Here is a 16,833-nt window from a genome sequence, read left to right as displayed (position 1 = left end):
AAACACCAGGTGAGCACCGAAGAACACTTCACCATCGAAGGCAACATCGAGCACTTCACCATCGCCGACGTCGCCCAGGACAACCCCGACTTCCGCCGGGTGCTATGGACCGGTCAGCACGCCCAGATCGTCATCATGACCATTCCCCCGGGTAGTGAGATCGGTGATGAGGTCCACCAGAACACCGACCAGATCCTCACCTTCATCAGCGGAACCGGTCAGGCAGACCTCAACGGCCATACCCACCCGATCGAGGCCGGTGACCAGTGCGCCATCCCAGCCGGCACCCGGCACAACTTCCGCAACACCGGTGCTGAGCCGCTCGTGCTCTACACCGTTTATGCCCCGCCCGAGCACGCCGCCGACGGTGCCTACCCGACCAAGAACGAGGCCGACGCCGCCGAGGCAGCCGGGCAGGACGAGCCCCCCACCGCCTGACGAGCACACCAACCACCGGCTGAAGCGGCCGGCCAGGTCAGGGACCACACTCGGCTCGTTCAGCGACCAACAAGAAGGAAGAAGCAACCCCATGTCCAAGGTGTACGTATTCAATGACTTCGGTGGCCCGGAGAACCAGCAGCTGGTCGACCGCCCGGCCCCCCCGCCGGGCCCGGGCGAGCTGGCGGTCAAGGTCCGCGCCGCCGGCGTCAACCCAATCGACCACAAGATCCGCTCCGGAGTTCTGGGCACCGACCTACCGCTGCCGGCCCCCATGGGTCAGGAGGTCGCCGGCGTCGTCACCACCATCGGCGACGGCGTGGAAGGCTTCGCGGTGGGCGATGCGATCCTCGGTCCGGTCGCCCCCGGATACGGGGCCTTTGCCCAGGACACCATCGTGCGGGCCACCGAGGCGGTGGCCAAGCCCGAGGAGATCTCCTTCGCCGACGCCGCCACCATCCCCGTCGCAGCAGCCACCGCCTACGACGCCACCCACCAGATCGAGCTCGAAGCCGGCCAGACGCTCCTGATCCTCGGCGCCGGCGGCGGCGTCGGGCTCATGGCCGCCCAGATCGGCCGGGTCCACCAGTTCACCGTCATCGGCATCGCCTCGGAGACCAAGCGCCAAATCGTCGAGTCCACCGGGGCCACCTTCGTCCCCTCCGGGAAGGGCGTGGCCGACCGTGTGCGCGAGGTCGCCCCCGAGGGATTGGACCTTATCGTCGACCTGGTCGGCGGGGATGCCCTGCGCCAGGTCGCCGCACTGGCCACCAGCCCCTCGCGCATCATCTCCGCCGCCGACCCCGCGACGGCCACCGAGATCGGCGGCTCCGCCCTCGAGCGCACCAGCGAGGCCATGGCCAAGATCACCGGGGTCATCGAGTACGGCCTCGTCGACCCCCACGTCACCGCCCGCTACCCCCTCGAACAAGCCGGCGAGGCCATCGTCGCAGTCGAGACTGGCCACACCACCGGCAAGACCGTCATCGAGCCCTACAGCGCCTGACGCGGGCCGACCGGTAGCACCTGTGAAGCAGCCTTGCGCTACTGGCCCGTTGAAAGGTGTGCGCCTCGCCTCTACAGCCGCAACCCGCCTCGATATGGGTCACCAGGCTGCGGCGCGGCTGCTATTGACGGGAGAATCGCACCTACACGTCCCGCAGGACGGTGCGCCTGACGATGAAGGTTTGATGAGGTTTCTGTGGCGCGCCGCGTCAATGACTGAGCAGGTAAGGGACGCTACGGAAGGAAACTCGACCGCTGCGGTGGGGAGTTTCCGCATAGGGGTCGGGATGTACGGCGAGACAGGTATCTCTGAGGGGGTACAGGCGATCGGAGGAGACGGCGATGAGCACCATGCCGCATGGCGGGATGCACGGCCAGCACCACGAGGACACCCATACCGAACTGGGCCTGGATGCCCACACCGACGATCGCCTCGGCGGAGAAAGCCACACCCATGACCACGGCGCGGGCGGCTCTGATGGGCATCCCGGTCACGGCGCCGGCCACGATGTCCCCGGGGGCCACGGCGCCCACGGAGGGCACGGCGGTCATGGTGATCATGTGGCCCAGTTCCGTCGCCTGTTCTGGGTCATGCTCATCCTGGCCATCCCGACGGTGCTGCTCAGCGGATCCTTCGCCATGCTGCTGGGCTACCAGCTGCCTCAGGTTCCCGGCCTGGGCGCGGTTGCGCCGGTGCTCGGGACGGTCATCTACCTCTGGGGTGGTCGGCCGTTCCTGACCGGCGCCGTGGCGGACGTCCGCCGCCGCCAGCCCGGGATGATGTTACTGATCGGGCTGGCGATCACCGTCGCGTTCCTCGCCTCCTGGGGCGCCGCGCTGGGCGTGCTCGAGGCCGCGCTGGAGTTCTGGTGGGAGCTGGCGCTGCTGGTGGTGATCATGCTGCTGGGCCACTGGATCGAGATGCGCTCCCTGGCGCAGACCGCCTCCGCGCTGGACTTCCTGGCCGCGCTGCTGCCCGACGAGGCCGAACGGGTTCAGGACGGTGAAGTGGTGACCGTGGCACCGGCCGAGCTCGCCGTCGGTGACGTCGTCCTGGTCCGTCCCGGGGGTCGGGTGCCGGCGGATGGCGAGGTGATCGAGGGGTCCGCCGACGTCGATGAGTCGATGATCACCGGCGAGTCGGCTCCCGTTCGGCGGGGTGTGGGGGACCGGGTGGTTGCCGGCACAGTCGCGACGGACTCCGGTCTGCGGGTGCGGGTCAGCGCCGTGGGCCAGGACACCGCCCTGGCCGGGATCGAGCGGCTGGTTACCGAGGCCCAGGGCTCGGCCAGCCGGGCCCAGCGGCTCGCCGACCGGGCCGCGGGCTGGCTCTTTTGGTTCGCCGTCGGCGCCGCAGTCCTCACCGCGGTGGCTTGGACGGTGCTCGGCACCCCGGAGTTCGCCGTCGTGCGGGTGATCACCGTGCTGGTTATCGCCTGTCCGCACGCCCTGGGGCTGGCGATCCCGCTGGTCGTCTCGATCGCCACCGAACGCGCCGCCCGCGGCGGCGTGCTGATCAAGGACCGGCTGGCGCTGGAGCGGATGCGCACCGTGGACGCGGTCTTGTTCGACAAGACCGGCACCCTGACCAAGGGCGAGCCGGCGGTGGTCGCCGTCACCGCCGTCGACGGGCGCACCGAGGACGAGGTCCTTGCGCTGGCCGCGGCCGTGGAGGCCGACAGTGAGCACCCGCTGGCCCGGGCGATCGTCCGGGCCGCCCAGGAGCGCGGCTTGCACCTGCCCACGACCACCGGCTTCCAAGCAGCCACCGCGGTCGGGGTCAGCGCGGACGTCGACGGGGCTGCGGTCGCCGTCGGTGGCCCCGCGCTACTCGACGAACGCGGCGCCCAGCCGCTGGACGTGACCCACGACTGGTCGGAGCACGGCCGCACGGTCCTGCACCTCCTGGAGTACGACCGCATCATCGGAGCGATCGCCCTGGCCGATGAGATCCGCCCCGAATCCCGCCAGGCCGTTGACGCCCTGCACGAGCTGGGGATGACGGTGGTGATGATCACCGGGGACGCCGAGCCCGTGGCCCGCGCGGTGGCCACCGAGCTGGGCATCGACGACGTCTACGCCGGGGTGCGCCCGGAGCACAAGAACCACCAGGTGGCCCAGCTGCAGCAGCAGGGCCGCACCGTGGCCATGGTCGGAGACGGCGTCAACGACGCTCCCGCCCTGGCCCAGGCCGACGTCGGTATCGCCATCGGCGCCGGGACGGACGTGGCCATCGGCTCGGCCGGGGTCATCCTGGCCAGCGACGACCCCCGCTCGGTGCTCTCGGTGCTCCACCTGTCCCGGGCCAGCTACCGCAAGATGACCCAGAACCTGTGGTGGGCGGCCGGGTACAACCTCCTCGCCGTCCCCCTCGCCGCCGGCGTCCTGGCTTCGATCGGGTTCGTCATGCCCATGGCCGTCGGGGCCATCCTGATGTCACTGTCCACCGTCGTCGTCGCGCTCAACGCCCAGCTCCTGCGACGCCTCGACCTGGACCCCGGGGCTAGCATCGCCGCCCTGCACCCCAGCGACGAACCCGGGCCTACCCAGCAGCGAGAGCCCGAGCCAACGCGCCACTGAGCGCAACAGGCCTCGGGGTGATAGGCCTCGCCCCCGGTGGGGCCGAGGGCGCCCTCACTGTCGCATCACCCGCCGCTTTGTGGGAAGAAGCATGGCCGAGCCGTGCGGTCGGCGTAGGACAGTCGTACGTGCTCGGCCACGTACTCCGGCAGGGGTGCGGTGCGATTGCAGAGCCCCGGCGTGTGGGGGGATCGGACACCCTTGCTGTCGCTGAGCATCGCTACCAGGAGTCGGCGCAACTGTGGTCCGCTCCTCCGGCGGCGCGCCCGTCCCACACGCCCCCGCCAAGATTACCGGGCAGCTGCCTTCCACCGCTGCCCGACGCATCGAGCCGTGCTAACACCGTCCGGCTGGTAGCACCGCGAGCACCCTCGTCATCGGCGTCAGTTGATCCGGCCGCCACACAGCTCTGATAGAACCCCGCCACATAACGGCGCAACCCACACGTTCCTCTCGATAAGTAGCGGTGGTGTCCGGTGAGGGTTCCCCTTACGGGCATGCGATCTGGGCTGACGCCTGTGACCGAGTGTTCAGTGCGCGCTGTATAGTTCAGTCCATGCTGACTATTGCTTCGCGTCTCGACGTGATGAACCGCCTGGGTCGTGCACTGGCCGACCCCACTCGATCCCGGATCATCTTGACCCTGCTCGACCATCCCGCTTACCCGGCGGAACTGGCCCGAGATCTGGACCTGACACGCCCGAACGTGTCCAACCACCTGGCATGCCTGCGCGATTGCGGGATCGTCGTCTCCGAGCCCGAGGGTCGTCGGACACGATATGAGATCGCCGATTCGCACCTGGCGCAGGCGCTGACGGCACTGGTCGATGCCACCCTGGCAGTGGACGAAGACGCCCCGTGCATCGATCCCGCCTGCTCGCTTCCCGGATGCGACGCAGCTGGGGAGGGCGCATGATCCTCACCTCGGTCTTGCAGGCGATGGGCCTGTTCGCAGCGACCAACATCGACGACATCATCGTGCTCTCCCTCTTCTTCGCGCGAGGGGCAGGCCAGCGCGGCACTACCGCCCGCATTCTGGCCGGCCAGTACCTCGGATTCGCCGGCATCCTCGGTGCCGCGGTCCTGGTGACTATCGGTGCCGGAGCATTCCTGCCCTCGGCAGCCATCCCGTACTTCGGTCTCATCCCTCTGGGCCTCGGCCTCTGGGCCGCATGGCAGGCCTGGCGCGGAGACGATGACGACGATGACGACGAGGTCAAGGTTGCCGGCAAGAAGGTCGGCGTGTGGACAGTCGCAGGCGTCACCCTTGCCAACGGCGGCGACAACATCGGCGTCTACACCCCTGTCTTCCTCAGCGTGGAACCTCTCGCAGTAGTCGCCTACTGCATCATCTTCCTCGCGCTCGTCGCGGTCCTGGTGGCCCTGGCAAAGTTCGTCGCCACCCGCCCCCCGATCGCCGAAGTGCTCGAACGCTGGGAGCACATCCTCTTCCCCATCGTTCTCATCGGCCTCGGCATCGTGATCCTCGTCAGCGGCGGAGCCTTCGGACTCTGACGTAGCGGCAGCGATCCAAAGGGCCCCGACCGGGCGCACCCCTCTCGGTTCAGACCGCGACACCTACCTGCAGCCAGTCCTGCGTGATCGCGGCAACAAGACCGCCACGGAGCGCTGCAAAAACCCCGCCACCAAGCGAACGAAGCCACAGCCCGCGCCACTGAGCTCTGGCGGGTGTACCGGAAACGTTCGTATGCGGGATCCGCCGAGGAGCCGGCGACGCAAGGCGCTGTCCACGCTCTTGAACCTCCTTGCGTCGCCGGACGTCAGGCGCAGCAGCTGGTGGGCAGGTTCGAGCGAAACAGCCCGGCGGCGATGCGCAGTGCCTCGCTCATGGTGAGGTAGGGCGCCCAGGTGTCGGCGAGGTCGTCGACGGTAAGGCCGAACTTGATCGCGTACGTCGCGGCTAGCATCACGTCGCCGGCTCCGTCCAGGGCGGCGTGGACCCCGAGGACTTCGCGGGTCTTCGCGTCGATGACGAGCTTGAGGGTTCCGCGGGGATCCTGGTTGACCAGTGCTCGGGGAATGTCTTGGGCGCTTAGGACCCGACATTCGCAGGAGTGCCCCAGCTCCGTGGCGCGATGCTCGGTGAGTCCCGCGCTGGCGATCTGAGGGGTGGTGAAGGTGACACCGGGCAGGCCGCGGTAGTCCACCGTGGATGGCTCGCCCAGGGCGCCGGCGGCGGCGACGTGTCCGGTCTGCGCGGCCACGTAGACGTACTGCGGTCCGCCGGCGACGTCACCGGCGGCGAACACCCGCGGGTTGGTGGTGCGTTGGTTCTGGTCGACGACGATGAACCCGCGCTCGTCGGTCTGCACATCTGCGGCGTCCAGGCCCAGGTTGCGTGTGTCGGCGAAGCGGCCGGTCGCGACCAGGAGCCGCTGACCCTGCGCTCGGGTGCCGGCTGTCGTGGTGACCACGACCCCGTTCTCGGTGCGCGCGACCGTGACCGCGCGCTCCTCGACCACCGTGATGCCTTCGTCGTTGAACACGTCGCGGAGTACGTCAGCAACCTCGGGCTCTGTGTGCGGGGCGAAGCGCCCGACGAGGGTGACCTCTACGCCCAGGTGCGCCCACAGCTGGGCCTGCTCCAGCCCGACGTACCCGCCGCCGACCACGACCATGGATGCGGGCAGGTCTCGCTGCTCCATTGCGGTGGTGGAGGTGAGGTAGTCGACGTCGGCCATGCCAGGCAGGTCGGGGACGTGCGGCGCGGCCCCGGTGGCCACGACGTAGGCCCGGGCCCGTAGTTGGTGGTCGTCGACCTGCACGGTGTGCGCGTCGAGGAACCGGGCGTGCCCGTAGACGACGCGGAGGCCGTGGGCGGCCGCTACCTCGGCGTACTTGACCTCGCGAAGATGGTCGATGAGAGCTTGCTTCTGCGCGAGCAGCGCGTCCATGACGACCCCACCGGTGCTCGTTGCCACGCCGCGGAAACGGTTCACCGCGGCGCGGTGGCGCTGGTCTGCTGCGGCCAGCAGGTTCTTGCTCGGCACGCAGCCGATGTTCAGGCAGGTTCCGCCGAGGGCGTTGTGCTCGACGAGCAGGACGCTTGCCGCGCGGGAGCGGGCCTCGATCCCGGCGGCCATCGCTGCGCCTCCGGTGCCGATCACGATCAGGTCGTACTCGTCCACGGGTGCTCCTAGCGCGTCACCGACCGTGCCCACCTTCTAAGGGGGCCGACGGTAGACGTTCCACTGCGCGGGAAGGTCAAGGCGTAGGGTCAGCAGATGCGTATCGGTCAGCTGGCCGCAGCGAGCGGCGTGACGACCAAGGCCATCCGGTTCTACGAAAAGGCCGGAGTGCTGCCTGCGCCTGCGCGGCAAGCGTCGGGTTATCGGCAGTACGACCACGGCGCCATCGAGCGGCTCGCGTTCGTCAGGGCAGCGCAGGCGGCGGGCCTGACACTCCGGCAGATCACCGACGTCGTCTCTGCCCGGGAGAACAGCGGGCCGCCCTGTCAGCACGTCGTCGACCTGCTGGAGCAGCACGCCGGCAGTCTCGAGCGACGGATCGCCGAGCTGACCGCTCTCCTCGCACAGGTGCGGCGACTGGGCCACCGCGCGACCACCTTGGACCCTGCCCAGTGCCACCCGTCGCAGGTGTGTCACGTCATCCCGCTCTCCGATGGAGGAGCGCCGAGCTCCTGACCCGAGCAGGTCAGGCCCGACCCTCTCAGCCGCCCCTGGCCCGCATCCGGTGCGCTGCCCCAGCGCGTGGCATGGCAGCGGACGTACGGGCCCGGCCCCGCCGTTCCGGGATGGGTTCGGGCGGTGTCGGTCGAGGTACTCACTTTGGCGCCGGTCTCCCATCGCGCCGGGACAAGGGCGTCGAGGACCGCCGCGGTCGTGGGCTGCCAGAAGATCGAGGGTTGTGGCGGTCCGCGCTCCCGGAAACCGCGCCGGCGTTGATCGTCGACTCTGGGCGGAGATCGACCAGCGCGCAAGCCGGAAGGGCTAGAGCCCGAAGGCGCCGCCTTCGACGAGGATGACGATGCCCAGGCCGATAAGGACCAGCGGGAACAGCACGTGTTCCCAGCGCTCGAGGACCTCGGCGATGGGGCGTCGAGTTGCGACGTAGCGGGCGGCGAGGACGAGGACCGCGACAAGTGCGAGGAACACGACCGCGTAGGCCGCGATCGCGGCGGGGCCGACGGTGAGGAAGACGGGGACGTAGACGCCGATGTTGTCCCCGCCGTTGGCGAAGGTGACGGCGGCGACGGTCCAGACGGCGACGGCCTTGCCGGGGTCGTCGTCATCGTCGTCGCCCCGGTTGCGCCAGGCCTGCCAGGCGGCGTGGAGGCCGAGAAGCAGAGGGATGAGCCCGAAGTAGGGGATCGCGTCCTCAGGCAGGAAGGCGCTGGCGCCGATCGCGACGAGGACGGACGCGATGAGGATGCCGCCGAAGCCGATGTACTGCCCGGCAATGATCTTGGTGGTGGTGCCTGGAGCGCCGGCGCCGCGGGCGAAGAACAGCGACAAGACGATGATGTCGTCGATGTTGGTCACCAGGAACAACCCGACCGCTTGGAGGGCGGCAACTGCCAGGTCCATGGACACGCCTTTCGTTTACTGGGGTGGAGCAGCGCAGAGGTCGGTCTTGTCAGCGGCCGCTAGGGGCGCAGGCGTCCGATCCAGGGGAGGAACCGCCCCACGCGGGCGGCGTAGTGCGCATAGGCCTGCCCGTGCGCGGCGAGCAGGTGGGGTTCCTCGACGGCGCGGACCTGCATCTGGATGCCCGTGAAGACCACGACCAGGCCGGACAGGGCCACGACGTTCGCGGTGGTGAGGGCGAGCCCGTTGAAGGCGATGAGCGCTGCGGTGAAGATGGGGTTGCGCACGAGTGCGAACGGCCCCGAGGTGACCAGGTCGGTGCGTTCGGTCGGATCGACACCGATCCGCCAGGCGGTGCCCATGGCGAGCTGGGCCAGGTAGGTGGCCACGACGCCTGCGGCGGCCACGACGGCCGCTGCGCTCCGCAGGGACGGGGCGCTCAGGGCGGGGGCGACCTGGCCAAGGCCGAGGAGGTCGGCGACCGGTGCGGCGACGCCGACGAGGACCGACCCGGCGGCGCTGATCCGGTTGGCCCACCACTGCCGGCTGCCCACGGTGGCGGCGGCGAAGCGGAATCCGCTGTCCCCGGTGCGCCGGCGCTGCAGGGCCATGCGCCCGACCCCGGCGAGCAGAGCCCACGTGGCGAACAGGGCCAGGGCGACGATGGCGTAGCTGCTCACCGCGGCCCAGGCCCCGCGGTCGACGGTTTGACCGCGACGCCGGTGACGAAGTCGCCGAAGAACCGCGTGACGGCCGGTCGCGGCAGCGTGAAACCGATCCGTGCGAGCTCGGCGAGGAACCCCTCGGCGCTGAACCGGTCGTGCTCGGGGTGCTCGAGGAAGGTGCGGTAGGACCACCGCTGCAGTGCGTGGCGGGTCACCTCCTCGAAGACGAACTGGCCGCCCGGGCGCAGCACCCGCGCGACCTCGGCGACCGCGTCGCGCCAGGCCGGCACGTGGTGGATGACCCCGAAGTCGACCACCGCGTCGACAGCGGCGTCGGCGAGCGGGAGCTCGCACGCGTCGTCGAGCTGGACGTCGACCCGGGTCGCGTACCGGGCCAGGCGACGCTGGGCGCGCTGCACCATCGCCGGGGCCAGGTCCAGCGCGGTCACGTGTGCGGCACCCATCCGCCGCAGGAGCAGCTCGGTCCCGACCCCGCGCCCGCACCCGATCTCGACCACGTCGGCCCCATCGAGCCCGGCGCCGAGCCGCTGAAGGAGGGGAACCTCGTAGGCTCGCTGCAGCCAGGCCCGGGCCGGGTTGTTCATCAGCAGCGTCTCTGCCCGGTTCATCAGCACCGCACACCCTCCTCCCACGACATCGATCAGCGCGACGTTGTATCATCAGCACATGCAGATGATTGCCGCAAGTACTGATGTCGCGGGGCGCGCGGCGTTGGCGCCTGCCGTGGCGCTGTTCCGGGGCCTGAGCGACCCGACCCGGTTGGCGCTGGTGCGCCGGCTGGCTCTGGGCGAGGCGCGGGTGGTGGACCTGTGCGCCGCGCTCGGGCTTGGCCAGTCAACGGTCTCCAACCACCTCGCCTGCCTGCGCGAGTGCGGCCTGGTCGACTTCCGCCCGCAGGGCCGCGCGTCGGTGTACCACCTGACGCGCCCGGAGCTGATGGACCTGCTGGCCGCGGCCGAGGGGCTGCTGGCAGCCACAGGGAACGCCGTCGCGCTGTGCCCCACCTACGCAACCCTGCCGGTCGACGAGCACGACTCGACCCCGGCAACGAAGGAGAGGGCACGATGAGCGACGCGTGCGGCTGCAGCGACGACGAGACCACCCCCGCGGGCAAGGAGGCCGAGGAGCACGAGGCCGAGCGGCTGTGGGAGGTCAGCGAGCTGCGCTTCGCCGCGGTCGCCGGCGTCCTGCTCCTGGCAGCCCTGATCGTGGGGTCCGTGGAGCAGCCCACGGTCGCCCTCGCCTTGAACTGGGCCGCCCTGCTGGTCGGGGCGTGGACCTTCGTGCCGAGCACGCTGCGCCGGCTGGGCAAGGGCAAGATCGGCGTCGGGACGCTGATGACGATCGCCGCGATCGGCGCGGTCCTGCTGGGCGAGGTCGCGGAGGCGGCCGCGTTGGCGTTCTTGTTCTCGATCAGCGAGGGCCTGGAGGAGTACTCCCTGGCCCGCACCCGACGCGGCCTTCGGGCGCTGCTGAGCCTGGTGCCGGCGCAGGCCACCGTGCTGCGCGACGGCTCGCAGACGAGCGTGTCCCCCGGGGAGCTGCGGATCGGGGACGTGATGCTGGTCAAGCCCGGTGAGCGGGTCGCCACCGACGGGCTGATCCGCACGGGCCGGACCGCGCTGGACGTCTCGGCCATCACCGGTGAGTCCGTGCCGGTGGAGGCCGGGCCCGGGCAGACGGTGTACGCCGGGTCGATCAACGGCTCCGGTGCGCTGGAGGTGGAGGTCACCACCACGGCCGAGGACAACTCCCTGGCGCGGATCGTGCGCATCGTCGAGGCCGAGCAGTCCCGCAAGGGTCAGGCCCAGCGGCTCGCCGACCGCATCGCCAAGCCGCTGGTGCCCGGCGTGATGATCGCCGCCACCCTCATCGCCGTCGCCGGCAGCCTCCTGGGCGACCCCGGCACGTGGATCGAACGGGCGCTGGTCGTCCTGGTCGCGGCCTCACCGTGCGCCCTGGCGATCTCCGTGCCGGTGTCCGTCGTCGCCGCCGTCGGCGCCGCATCCAAGCAAGGCGTGCTGATCAAGGGCGGTGCGGCGCTCGAGGCCCTCGGCGCGATCCGCGGGGTCGCGCTGGACAAGACCGGGACCCTCACCCGCAACGCGCCCGCCGTGGTGGCCGTCGTCGCGGCCCCCGGACACACCGAGGACCGCGTGCTGGAGGTCGCTGCGGCCCTCGAGGCCCGCAGCGAGCACCCCCTGGCGCGCGCGATCCTGGCCGCCGTGCCGGCGCTCACCCCGGCGACCGACGTCGAAGCCGTGCCCGGCGCCGGCCTGACCGGCACCTTCGAGGGTCGACCGGTCCGGCTCGGCCGTCCCGGCTGGGTGCAGTCCGGCGTCCTGGCCGACGAGGTGGAGCGGATGCAGCAGGCCGGTGCCACCGCCGTCTTGATCGAGGAGGACGGGCAGCTGCTCGGCGCGGTGGCGGTGCGCGACGAGCTGCGGCCCGAGGCAGCGCGGGTCGTGGCCCAGCTGCGCCGCGACGGCTACCACGTCGCCATGCTCACCGGCGACAACACCCTGACCGCCACCGCCCTGGCCCGGGAGGTTGGCATCGACCAGGTGCACGCCGATCTGCGCCCGGAGGACAAGGCCGCACTGGTCGCCCAGCTGCGGACCCAGCGCCGCACCGCCATGGTCGGCGACGGCGTCAACGACGCCCCCGCCCTGGCGACCGCGGACCTGGGCATCGCGATGGGCGCCATGGGCACCGACGTCGCGATCGAGACCGCCGACGTCGCGCTGATGGGCGAGGACCTGCGCCACCTACCCCAGGCGTTCACCCACGCCCGCAGGGCCCGGCGCATCATGCTGCAGAACGTCGGCCTGTCCCTGGCGATCATCGTCGTGCTCATGCCCCTGGCCCTGACCGGGGCCCTGGGGCTGGCCGCGGTGGTGCTCGTCCACGAGGTCGCCGAGGTCGTCGTGATCGCCAACGGTGTCCGCGCCGGGCGCACCCGCCCCCTCCCGCACGCCACCGCGACCGGGTCGCCCGTGGCCCTCGAGCGTCCGGCACCGGTCGCCCGATGACCGCGACGACGACAAGCGCACGCCAGACCGGTGCGGGGGCCCCGGCGGGGCGCCGCGTCGCAGCAGGCCTGGGTGCCGCGCTGGTCGCCGCCGTCGACCTGAGCGCCAAGGCGTGGGCGGTGACAGCGCTGCAGGGCGACCGTGTCGTCCCGGCCGGCCCGGTCGATCTGCGGCTGGCCTACAACCCTGGGGTCGCCTTCTCCGTCGGGGCCGGCGCCCCGACCTGGCTCGTGCTCACCGTCACCGCCCTCGTCACGGCCGCGGTCGCCGTGGTCGCCTGGCGGACCGCCGCCGCCCCCACGCGAGGGCGACTGGCCGCCTTCGCCCTGGTCCTGGGCGGTGCCGTCGCGAACCTCGTGGACCGGGCCGGGGACGGCGTCGTCACGGACTACCTGCACAGCGGGTGGTTCCCGACCTTCAACCTCGCCGACACCGCCATCGTCACCGGCGCCGCCCTGCTGCTGCTGACCGCACTCCGCCGCCGTGCGCCCGACGATCGTGAGCCCAGTACAGCGGAACGCTCCCAAGAAGAGTGGTCAACATGAGAGTCGAGGAGGTGCCGGCGGGTCGGCGACACACGGTGCGCCCCACCCCCGGCAGGGCCCGCCGCACGGCGGTCCGGGGCCTGCTCTTCGGGACGATCGCCGCGATCTCCCTTGCCGGCTGCACGTCGGCGGTGACGGGGGGGTGGACGGAGGACGGCACCGAGGCCGGGTACGTCTCCGGGGATGGCACGGTGGCGATGTGGGATGCCGCGGATCGCGGGGAGCCCGTGCGCCTGGTCGGCACGGACTTCGCGGGCGCCGACGTGGACACCGGTGCATGGGCTGGTGACGTCGTGGTGATCAACACCTGGTACGCGGCCTGCCCACCGTGCCGGGCCGAGGCGCCCGACCTTGTCGCCGCCGCCACGGACTACGCCGACGAAGGAGTCCACTTCATCGGGATCAACGGGACCGACGACGCCGGCGCTGCGCAGCCGTTCGAACGCAACTTCCAGATCCCCTACCCCAGCATCCACGACGCCGACGGGACCGCGATCGCCGCGCTCCAGGGACGGGTGCCGGTCGAGGCCGTCCCGACGACCGTGGTGCTGGACCGGCAAGCCCGGGTAATGGGACGCATCATCGGGCGCCTGGACCCCACCACCCTGCGCGAGCTGATCGACACAGCACTGGCCGAGACGCCGTGAGCGGTGGGTTCTGGCAGGACCTGGCCAGCACGTTCCAGGAGACCGCCTTCTCCGGGCCGATGCTCTTGGCGGTCCCCGTGGCGACCATCGCCGGAGTCGTCTCGTTCGCCTCACCCTGCGTCATCCCGCTGCTGCCCGGGTACTTCGCCTTCGTCACCGGAATGAGCGGCGCCTCCACAGGCCAACGGTCCAGAGCCGTCCTACTGACCGGCGTCGCCCTGTTCGTCCTGGGCTTCTCCGCGGTCTTCGTCCTGCTCGGGGTCGCCTTCGGCTCCCTCGGCGTCGCGATACGGCCCTGGCTCTCGGTCGTCATGCCCGTCATGGGTGCCCTGGTCGTGCTCATGGGCCTGTCGTTCCTCGGGTGGATCCCCGGCCTACAACGCGAACGGCGCCTCCACCTCGCCCCCCGCCAGGGACTGCTCGGCGCACCCATCCTCGGCATCGTCTTCGGCCTCGGATGGGCGCCCTGCATCGGGCCCACCTTGGCCACCGTCCTGTCGTTGTCCCTGAACGAGGCCAGCGCCCTACGTGGCGCGCTCCTGGCCGCGGCCTACGCCGCCGGACTCGGCATCCCGTTCGTGTTGATCGCCCTAGGCGCGCACCGCTCCACCGCCGCGGTGACGTTCCTCCGTCACCACCGCGTCGCGATCATGCGGATCGGCGGGGGAATGCTGGTCCTGATCGGCGTCGCCCTGATGACCGGGCTGTGGACCGCATGGACCCAAAGCCTCCAAGGACTCATCGGAGGCTTCGTGACCGTCATCTGAGCTCTACCCCAGCTGCCAGCACCCGCCGAACGAACGGACACCTGCCATGCCCGCTGCCTGGAGGACGCGCCGAGCGCGCCCTACCACCCTCGCTGTCGCTGCCGTCGTGCTGGCCCTGGCCGGCTGCTCCACCCCCGCTACGGAGCAATCCGACAGCGCCGCACAACCTCCGAGCGTGCAGGGCCTGCCCAGCGACCATGTGCACGGTGTCGCGTTAAACCCGGCCGACGACAAGGTCTACCTGGCTACTCACGATGGCCTGTTCCGCTACGACGACACCGGTCCCGTCCGGGTCGGTCCGGTCATCGACCTGATGGGCTTCACCGTGGCCGGCCCCGACCACTTCTACGCCTCAGGGCACCCCGGGCCCGGCGTGGACATGCCCAACCCCGTCGGACTGATCGAATCCACCGACGCCGGCGAGACATGGTCGACCCTCTCGCGCGAAGGACAGACCGACTTCCACACCCTCACAGCCTCCGCGGCCGGGGTCACGGGCTTCGACGGAACCGCGGTCCTGAACACCACCGACGGACAGACCTGGACGACCCTGTCACCCCCCGTGTCCCCCTACTCCCTCGCAGCCTCGCCCGACGGGACCACCGTGCTCGCCACGAGCCAGTCCGGGCCCGCACGCTCCGCGGACGGCGGCCGAACCTGGCACGTGGTGCCCGAAGCGCCGCTGCTGCAGCTCACCTCCTTCGCCGACGACCAGACTGTCGCCGGAGTCGCACCCGACGGCAACGTCTTCCTCAGCACCGACGCGGGAGCGACCTGGGACTCAAGGGGGACAGTCGGCCAGGCACCAGAAGCAGTCACCGCACGCATCCAGCCGGACGGCCGGGCCGAGATCCTCGTCGTCAGCCAAGGTGCGCTGCTCCGCTCCCTCGACAGTGGGCAGACCTTCACGAACTGACGCTAACGCCGTGACGATGACCGACGACGAGCCGCCATCTAGGTCTAGAGAAGGACCGCCAGAAAAGTCGCAAAGCCACAGTCCCGGGCCGAGACGGGTGCACGGGAGGTCGGCGTCGGCGGCTGGTCACCACGCCCGAGCCGACGGCGATCAGTGCCGCGACCGTCGCCACCGCCACCGGGGCGTCCCGTGCGCGGTCCGCTGGTGACAGTGCGGTGCGTAAGGGGATCTGCGCAGTGAGGGTCTCCGCGGTGAACAGCGACGTCCGGAGGTTCATCGTGCCGTCGGGAGCGATCACGGCGCTCACCCCCACCGTGGACGCCTGGATGACGGCGCGCCCGTGCTCCACCGCCCGCAGGCGGGACATGGCGAGCTGCTGGGTCGACTGGGGGCTGCGTCCGAACGAGGCGTTGTTGGTGGGCACCGCGATGAACTGCCCACCTCGGACCACTGCATCACGCACGAGGTTGTCGTAGGCGACCTCGAAGCAGATCGCGGTGGCGGCCGGGATGTCGCGGTGGAGGCGGGGGGCCGGAACGGACAGGACCCCGGGCTTCGTCCCAGGGATCATGTCGATGCTGACGCGGTCCACTTCGGGGGAGAACACGCGGACCAACGCGCGCAGGGGGACGTACTCGCCGAACGCAGCCGGTTGCTGCTTGGAGTAGGACGTCAGGGGCCCCCGCCGGGGATCCCACACGACCATGTCGTTGTAGCGCCCTGCGGGGGTGTCGCGGTCTGTGCCGACCAGGATCGGGGCGTTGATCGCCGCGGCCCCCTCTTGCACCAGTGCTGCAGCCCGCGGGTCCTGACGCGGGTCGATGTCGGTGGCGTTCTCGGGCCAGATCACCAGGTCGACAGGCTCCGCTCCGGGCTGCGTGGCCAACGACTTGGTGCCCTCGACGTGGTTGGTGAGCACTCGCCAGGCCCGGGCGGCCCCGTCCGTGCCTGGTTCGGGCACGTTCCCCTGGACGACACCGACTCGCAGCGTCCCGGCTTGCGCACTCGTGTCCAGCGGCACGGCCGGTCCCACCAGCACCGCCGCCGCGGCCAGGGCCGTCAGCCAGACACCCGTGCGGACCTCGCCCCGGCGCCAGGCTGTCAGCGTCGCGGTCAGCAGGTACGCAATCAGCGCCACGGCGAAGGACACCAACGGCGCGCCGCCGAGCCACGCCAGACCCAGCAGCGGGCCATCGGTCTGCGAGAAGGCCAGCCTGCCCCAGGGGAAGCCGCCGAATGGCCAGACCGCGCGGAGCTGCTCCCCCGCCACCCAGACCGACGCAAAGACGACAGCCTGGACCGTCGTGCGGCTAGTCACCCAGCGCGCCCGCCTGGCCGCCGCCCAGGCTGCTCCCACCGCGGCGACGAGGATCGACTCGACAGTGGCCAGGGCGAACCATGCCACTGCGCCGGCGGCCTGCTGGGCCCAGGAGACGTGGACGAGGAAGAAGCTCAGGCCCCAGACGAACCACCTTGCGGTGACCGCGCGCACCGACTCCACCTCACGGTGCGCGGCAAGCAGCGCGACCCCGACGAGCGCTGCCGGCCACCAGCCAAGATCAGGGAAGGCCGCCGCGGTGATCAGCCCTCCGGCCGCGGCCGCCCCGAGCCAGCGCACTGAGCCTCCTGGACGCAGCGCGCGGGCTCGG

17 protein-coding genes are annotated in these 16,833 nt (G+C 70.9%); 12 read left to right on the top strand and 5 right to left on the bottom strand.

What is annotated here, in order from left to right; genetic code table 11:
- The first annotated feature begins 9 nt into the window (after positions 1-9).
- From P9841_RS12920 to P9841_RS12900, 5 genes are all read left to right on the top strand, one after another.
- Complete coding sequence (locus P9841_RS12920) at positions 10-438, top strand: cupin domain-containing protein (RefSeq protein WP_013882304.1); 429 nt, start codon at positions 10-12, stop codon at positions 436-438.
- Positions 439-529: 91 nt separating this feature from the next.
- Entirely contained in the window at positions 530-1,444 is a 915-nt protein-coding gene (locus P9841_RS12915) for an NADP-dependent oxidoreductase (protein ID WP_283319068.1), read from the top strand.
- A gap of 341 nt (positions 1,445-1,785) precedes the next feature.
- Positions 1,786-4,023, top strand: a complete 2,238-nt coding sequence (locus P9841_RS12910; protein ID WP_283319067.1) for a heavy metal translocating P-type ATPase — start codon at positions 1,786-1,788, stop codon at positions 4,021-4,023.
- A gap of 556 nt (positions 4,024-4,579) precedes the next feature.
- Entirely contained in the window at positions 4,580-4,939 is a 360-nt protein-coding gene (cmtR, locus tag P9841_RS12905; protein ID WP_006590980.1) for a Cd(II)/Pb(II)-sensing metalloregulatory transcriptional regulator CmtR, read from the top strand.
- Positions 4,936-5,538 (top strand): cadmium resistance transporter, encoded by a 603-nt coding sequence (locus P9841_RS12900; protein WP_048695616.1) that lies wholly within the window; start codon positions 4,936-4,938, stop codon positions 5,536-5,538. The genes cmtR and P9841_RS12900 overlap by 4 nt, the downstream gene beginning before the upstream one ends.
- A 266-nt stretch (positions 5,539-5,804) precedes the next feature.
- Here P9841_RS12900 and merA read toward each other — a convergent pair whose 3' ends face one another.
- The gene (gene merA / locus P9841_RS12895; protein WP_283319066.1) at positions 5,805-7,172 is read right to left on the bottom strand and encodes a mercury(II) reductase; all 1,368 of its coding nucleotides are present in this window, start codon (positions 7,170-7,172) and stop codon (positions 5,805-5,807) included.
- A 96-nt stretch (positions 7,173-7,268) separates the two neighbouring features.
- Between merA and P9841_RS12890 the strand changes: the two genes are divergently transcribed.
- Positions 7,269-7,688: a heavy metal-responsive transcriptional regulator gene (locus tag P9841_RS12890; protein ID WP_283319065.1), complete on the top strand. Its 420-nt coding sequence runs from the start codon at positions 7,269-7,271 to the stop codon at positions 7,686-7,688.
- 306 nt (positions 7,689-7,994) lie between these two features.
- Here P9841_RS12890 and P9841_RS12885 read toward each other — a convergent pair whose 3' ends face one another.
- Genes P9841_RS12885 through P9841_RS12875 form a run of 3 tightly spaced genes read right to left on the bottom strand, consistent with a single transcriptional unit; the run spans position 7,995 to position 9,885 of the window.
- Positions 7,995-8,591, bottom strand: coding sequence for a cadmium resistance transporter (locus P9841_RS12885; RefSeq protein WP_283321948.1), 597 nt, complete (start codon positions 8,589-8,591; stop codon positions 7,995-7,997).
- A gap of 59 nt (positions 8,592-8,650) precedes the next feature.
- Positions 8,651-9,271, bottom strand: coding sequence for a methyltransferase family protein (locus P9841_RS12880; protein ID WP_283319064.1), 621 nt, complete (start codon positions 9,269-9,271; stop codon positions 8,651-8,653).
- A complete protein-coding gene (locus tag P9841_RS12875) occupies positions 9,268-9,885 on the bottom strand; it encodes a class I SAM-dependent methyltransferase (protein ID WP_283319063.1) in 618 nt (205 codons plus the stop codon). Before P9841_RS12875 ends, P9841_RS12880 begins: the two co-directional genes overlap by 4 nt.
- Before the next feature lie 58 nt (positions 9,886-9,943).
- On the opposite strand from P9841_RS12875, the gene P9841_RS12870 reads away from it, so the two are divergent.
- The 6 genes from P9841_RS12870 (at position 9,944) to P9841_RS12845 (ending at position 15,184) form a co-directional block, all read left to right on the top strand.
- Positions 9,944-10,345 (top strand): ArsR/SmtB family transcription factor, encoded by a 402-nt coding sequence (locus P9841_RS12870; protein ID WP_283319062.1) that lies wholly within the window; start codon positions 9,944-9,946, stop codon positions 10,343-10,345.
- On the top strand, positions 10,342-12,309 hold the full coding sequence (locus P9841_RS12865) for a heavy metal translocating P-type ATPase (protein ID WP_283319061.1): 1,968 nt from the start codon (positions 10,342-10,344) through the stop codon (positions 12,307-12,309). Before P9841_RS12870 ends, P9841_RS12865 begins: the two co-directional genes overlap by 4 nt.
- Entirely contained in the window at positions 12,306-12,854 is a 549-nt protein-coding gene (gene lspA, locus P9841_RS12860; protein WP_283319060.1) for a signal peptidase II, read from the top strand. Before P9841_RS12865 ends, lspA begins: the two co-directional genes overlap by 4 nt.
- Positions 12,851-13,501 (top strand): TlpA family protein disulfide reductase, encoded by a 651-nt coding sequence (locus tag P9841_RS12855; protein WP_283319059.1) that lies wholly within the window; start codon positions 12,851-12,853, stop codon positions 13,499-13,501. Before lspA ends, P9841_RS12855 begins: the two co-directional genes overlap by 4 nt.
- Positions 13,498-14,268 (top strand): cytochrome c biogenesis CcdA family protein, encoded by a 771-nt coding sequence (locus P9841_RS12850; RefSeq protein ID WP_283319058.1) that lies wholly within the window; start codon positions 13,498-13,500, stop codon positions 14,266-14,268. Before P9841_RS12855 ends, P9841_RS12850 begins: the two co-directional genes overlap by 4 nt.
- A 175-nt stretch (positions 14,269-14,443) precedes the next feature.
- The gene (locus P9841_RS12845) at positions 14,444-15,184 is read left to right on the top strand and encodes a F510_1955 family glycosylhydrolase (protein ID WP_283319057.1); all 741 of its coding nucleotides are present in this window, start codon (positions 14,444-14,446) and stop codon (positions 15,182-15,184) included.
- On the opposite strand, the gene lnt is transcribed toward P9841_RS12845, so the two are convergent.
- The gene (gene lnt / locus P9841_RS12840) at positions 15,174-16,802 is read right to left on the bottom strand and encodes an apolipoprotein N-acyltransferase (protein WP_283319056.1); all 1,629 of its coding nucleotides are present in this window, start codon (positions 16,800-16,802) and stop codon (positions 15,174-15,176) included. The genes P9841_RS12845 and lnt overlap by 11 nt on opposite strands.
- Between the last annotated feature and the right edge of the window lie 31 nt (positions 16,803-16,833).

The organism is Cellulomonas sp. ES6 (assembly GCF_030053835.1).
Lineage (GTDB): Bacteria > Actinomycetota > Actinomycetes > Actinomycetales > Cellulomonadaceae > Cellulomonas.
The sequence above is the reverse complement of the archived record's forward strand: the minus strand, read 5'-3'. Positions and strand labels throughout refer to the sequence as shown.